Raw genomic sequence first — 3765 nt, 5'->3', positions numbered from 1 at the left:
GGCTTGATTTGGCCCCGGTCGTGTTGGGGGGTTTCGCGTTTCGTGCGTGGGCGAGTCGGTAGGAGGTGCTGCCGGTTTCGATGATCTGTCCGGCGAAGGTGAGCCGGTCGACGATGGCGGCGCAGAGTCGGGGGTCGGTGAAGGTCTTCGTCCAGGAGGAGAACGGCTCATTGGAGGCAATGGCGATCGCGGAGCGTTCTTCTCGTTCGGTGAGGACTTGGAAGAGCAGCTCGGCGCCGCGGCGGTCCAGTTGCAGGTATCCCAGTTCATCGACCAGGAGCAGATCGACGCGGCCGTAGCGGGTGATGAGTTTGGTCAGGTGTTTGTCATCGGCGGCTTCGACGAGTTCATTGACCAGCTTGCTGGCCAGGGTGTAGCGGACGGTGTAGCCGGCTTCGGCGGCCAGGGTGCCCAGGGCGATGAGTAGGTGACTTTTCCCGGTGCCGGAGTCACCGATCAAACACAAGGGGTATCCGGCTTTGACCCAGTCGCAGCTGGCCAGCTGGCCGATGATCGCGGGGTTGATGGCGGGGTTGGCCTCATAAAAGAAGTCCTCCAAGCGTTTAGGGCGGGGGAAGCCGGCGTCGCGGATACGCCGGTCCGCGCGGCGGCGGGTGCGGTCGTCGCATTCTGCAATCACCAACTCGGAGAGGAACTCGAGATAGGTCAGATGTTCACGTTGCGCGGGGGTGGCGGCGATCTCGCTGAACCGGTCACGGATGGTGGGCAGTCGCAGCATGCGGCAGCCCTGCTCAATGGCCGCGGTGGCGGCCTGCTCGGTGACTGCGCGTCGGGCGGTCATGAGGTCTCCCTGCCGAGCAGGATGTCGTATTTGTCCATGCAGGGCAGCGGCTGCGCGTGGGGGCACCCCGGCGCGGTGGGCGGCCAGGACCAGCACCTGCGCGCCGGGCTGAACCACATCGCCTGCAGGAAGCGTGGTTCGGCGCTCGGTGGCCTTGCGGGCCTCCAGGGCGACCACATCGGGGTTGACCGAGCCGACCGCCAGGGCGGCGGTGATCCCGGCGAGCCCGGTCGAGGTGACGGTGCAGCAACAGGACTTCCACTAGGGCACGGGTGCCCGCCGCGTCGCCGTGGGCCCTGCGGGCGGCGGCCCGGAATCGCTCGTGCCCGGCAGTGAACACCTTGGCCGCACGGGCCTGTGACAACGCGGTCGCCCCGGATAGCGCGCCGGGCTTGCGCAACAAGATCTCCAGATAGTGATCCAGATCAAGGACTTTGGCGCACTTGCCGATCGCCCGCTGATGGCGGGCCACCACCACAGTGCGGTCATGACGGTCACCGTCGAGGCCGACAGCTTCACCCGCAGCCGATGGCCGATGAAACGGGCCGGCACCGAGTACTGGTTGCACCGCACCATCACCTGCGCGTAGCGGTCCACCCGCGGGGTCAGGGTCAGCGTAGTGTCGAACGCCTCGCTGGGCAGCGACCGCAGCAGGGTCTGCTCCATCGCCCAGTCCTGGGCCACGCTGGTGGCCCGGTTGCCGATCCGGCGGGCGTCATCAGCGTCATCGGCGGCTTCCAGCAGGGCGTTGAGTTCATCGATGGAGTTCACCACCGGCATCGGCACGCAGTGGTTGCGGCGAAACCGCCCGCCCTCGTGTCCGGGCTGGCAGTACCAGGCCTCAAATCCGTAATGGGAGCGAAAGGCGATCCAGCGGTCGTTCTCCTGCCGCGAGCGCCCGAACAGCACCTGTTTGACCGCGCTGTTGAGGTTGTCGTAGCGGATCTTGTCCACCGGGACACCGCCGAGCCGTTCGAATGCATGAACGTGGCCCTCCAAAAACGCTTCCTGACCGGCGGTCACAGACACCCGATGCGCTGCCCGGCCCGAGTAGGACAACCTCAGTGTCAGGGTGAGGTTGCCGCTTGTTGCGGTGGTTGGATCCTGATCGCCTGGTGTTTGGCTCGTAGGCTCGTTGCCGCCTTCGGGTTGGCGTTCATGCGTTTTGTCGGCATCAGGTGTGAAGGACCGGCCGGCGTGACTTGATAGGAGCGTGGCATCGCCCCCACTGAGATGTGTCCGCCGACCGGCCCAACCGTCACCTCACAGTGAAGGAGGCAACCTCCATGGTTGTTGTTGGAGCCGATGTCCACAAGCGCACGCATACGTTTGTCGCCGTGGATCAGGTGGGCCGCAAAATCGGCGAGAAGGTCGTCGAGGCCACTACGGTAGGTCATCACCAGGCGATCCGATGGGCTCGCACTCAGTTCGGTGTCGAGCTGGTGTGGGCGATTGAGGATTGCCGACACTTGTCAGCGCGTTTAGAGCGCGATTTGTTGTCCGCCGATCAGAAGGTGGTACGAGTCCCGTCGAAGTTGATGGCCCAGACCCGGGCCTCGGCTCGTACGCGGGGCAAGTCTGATCCGATTGACGCGTTGGCCGTCGCGCGGGCCTACCTGCGTGAGCCCGATCTTCCGGTGGCTTCCCACGATGAACTGTCGCGGGAGTTGAAGCTGCTGGTGGATCGGCGTGAAGACCTTGTGGGGCAACGCACTTCGACGATCAACCGGTTGTTGTGGAGAGTGCACGAATTAGATCCTGGCCAGGCGCCGAAACCGGCGTCGCTGGATCTGGCCAAGCACCGCAGGATGCTCGGTGATTGGTTGGCCGCCCAGCCCGGTCTGGTGGCCGAGTTGGCCCGCGAGGAGTTGGCCGACATCACCCGACTCACCGAGGCCATCAATGCTTTGGCGAAACGGATCGGCGAGCGTGTCCGCGCGATCGCTCCGGCGTTGCTCGCCATGCCCGGCTGCGGCGAGCTCACCGCCGCCAAGATCATCGGCGAAACCGCCGGGGTCGCCCGCTTCAAAAGCGAAGCGGCGTTCGCCCGGCACACCGGCGTGGCGCCTATCCCGGTGTGGTCAGGCAACACCGTCGGCCGGGTCCGGATGACCCGCACCGGCAACCGCCAACTCAACGCCGCTCTGCACCGCATCGCGGTCACCCAGATCCGTCTCGACGGCCTGGGACAGGCCTACTACCGCAGCCGTCTGGCCGCTGGCGACTCCAGCACCGAGGCCCTGCGCTGCCTCAAACGCCGCCTCGCCAGAGTGGTCTTCCATCACCTCCACACCGACCACAACATCCGAACAAAGCCTTGCCAACCGGCAGCGGCTTGACATAGGAGAAACGCATGGTGAACAGCGCCGTTTTCGTCTTCACCCCAGCAAGAATCACCCACAGGTCGTGGAAGTCGACTTCGCCCTGAGCGGCCGGCTCGTAAGTCTGTGGGACGTACCCCAACTCCAACGGCCGGCCTGCTTCAGCCAGAATCTGCGGGCGCCGCTTGCGGACATGATCACGCACCGTCGAGTACGACAACGCCTGCGCGCCATGCTCATCGACCAACCTGGCCAAGACCCGCCGCGCGGTGTGGCGCTGCTTCTTAGGGGCGTCCAGATCGCTGCGCAACATCTCATCAATCGCCGCCTTGAACGGCTCCAACCGCGGCGCTGTCCGCGCCGCCGTCTTGCGCGGCGCCGGCACCGCCGACTCGAGCGCCTGGCGCACCGTGCGCCGATGCACCCCGTGCTTATCGGCCAACGCCCGGATCGACAACCCCTCGACCCGGTGATCACGCCGAATCGCCGCGAACTGCTCCACCTTCGACCTCGCCCTCCGCACGCCTCACACCTCCATGACCGGCAATCCGGACTATCCGGACACCGATCACGCTGGGGTGGGGCCAAATCAAGCCGTCGCAACCATCACGGCGTGTCGAACAAGTGGGGCCAAATCAGACC

Annotated in this window: 4 protein-coding genes and 1 pseudogene; 2 read left to right on the top strand and 3 right to left on the bottom strand. The window is 65.6% G+C overall.

Going from position 1 to position 3765, the window contains the following annotated elements; all coding sequences use genetic code 11:
* Positions 1-802: IS21-like element helper ATPase IstB (gene istB, locus AC5Y5O_RS31810; RefSeq protein ID WP_500028726.1), on the bottom strand; the 802-nt coding region annotated here is incomplete at its 3' end.
* Between the two features lie 133 nt (positions 803-935).
* Between istB and AC5Y5O_RS31805 the strand changes: the two genes are divergently transcribed.
* Positions 936-1067 (top strand): hypothetical protein, encoded by a 132-nt coding sequence (locus AC5Y5O_RS31805; RefSeq protein ID WP_407067539.1) that lies wholly within the window; start codon positions 936-938, stop codon positions 1065-1067.
* Here the strand turns inward: AC5Y5O_RS31805 and AC5Y5O_RS31800 are convergent.
* A complete protein-coding gene (locus AC5Y5O_RS31800; protein ID WP_407067538.1) occupies positions 1064-1831 on the bottom strand; it encodes a Mu transposase domain-containing protein in 768 nt (255 codons plus the stop codon). The two genes, AC5Y5O_RS31805 and AC5Y5O_RS31800, sit on opposite strands and share 4 nt — an antisense overlap.
* A gap of 239 nt (positions 1832-2070) precedes the next feature.
* Here AC5Y5O_RS31800 and AC5Y5O_RS31795 point away from each other — a divergent pair, with 239 nt between their 5' ends.
* Positions 2071-3141 (top strand): IS110 family RNA-guided transposase, encoded by a 1071-nt coding sequence (locus AC5Y5O_RS31795; protein ID WP_198049006.1) that lies wholly within the window; start codon positions 2071-2073, stop codon positions 3139-3141.
* 1 nt (position 3142) lies between these two features.
* Here AC5Y5O_RS31795 and AC5Y5O_RS31790 read toward each other — a convergent pair.
* Positions 3143-3646 (bottom strand): annotated as a pseudogene (locus tag AC5Y5O_RS31790) (IS21 family transposase); the annotation flags it as partial.
* Positions 3647-3765 lie beyond the last annotated feature (119 nt).

This window comes from Mycobacterium sp. NGS40 (assembly GCF_059812735.1).
This window is presented reverse-complemented; position numbering and strand designations above follow the sequence as displayed.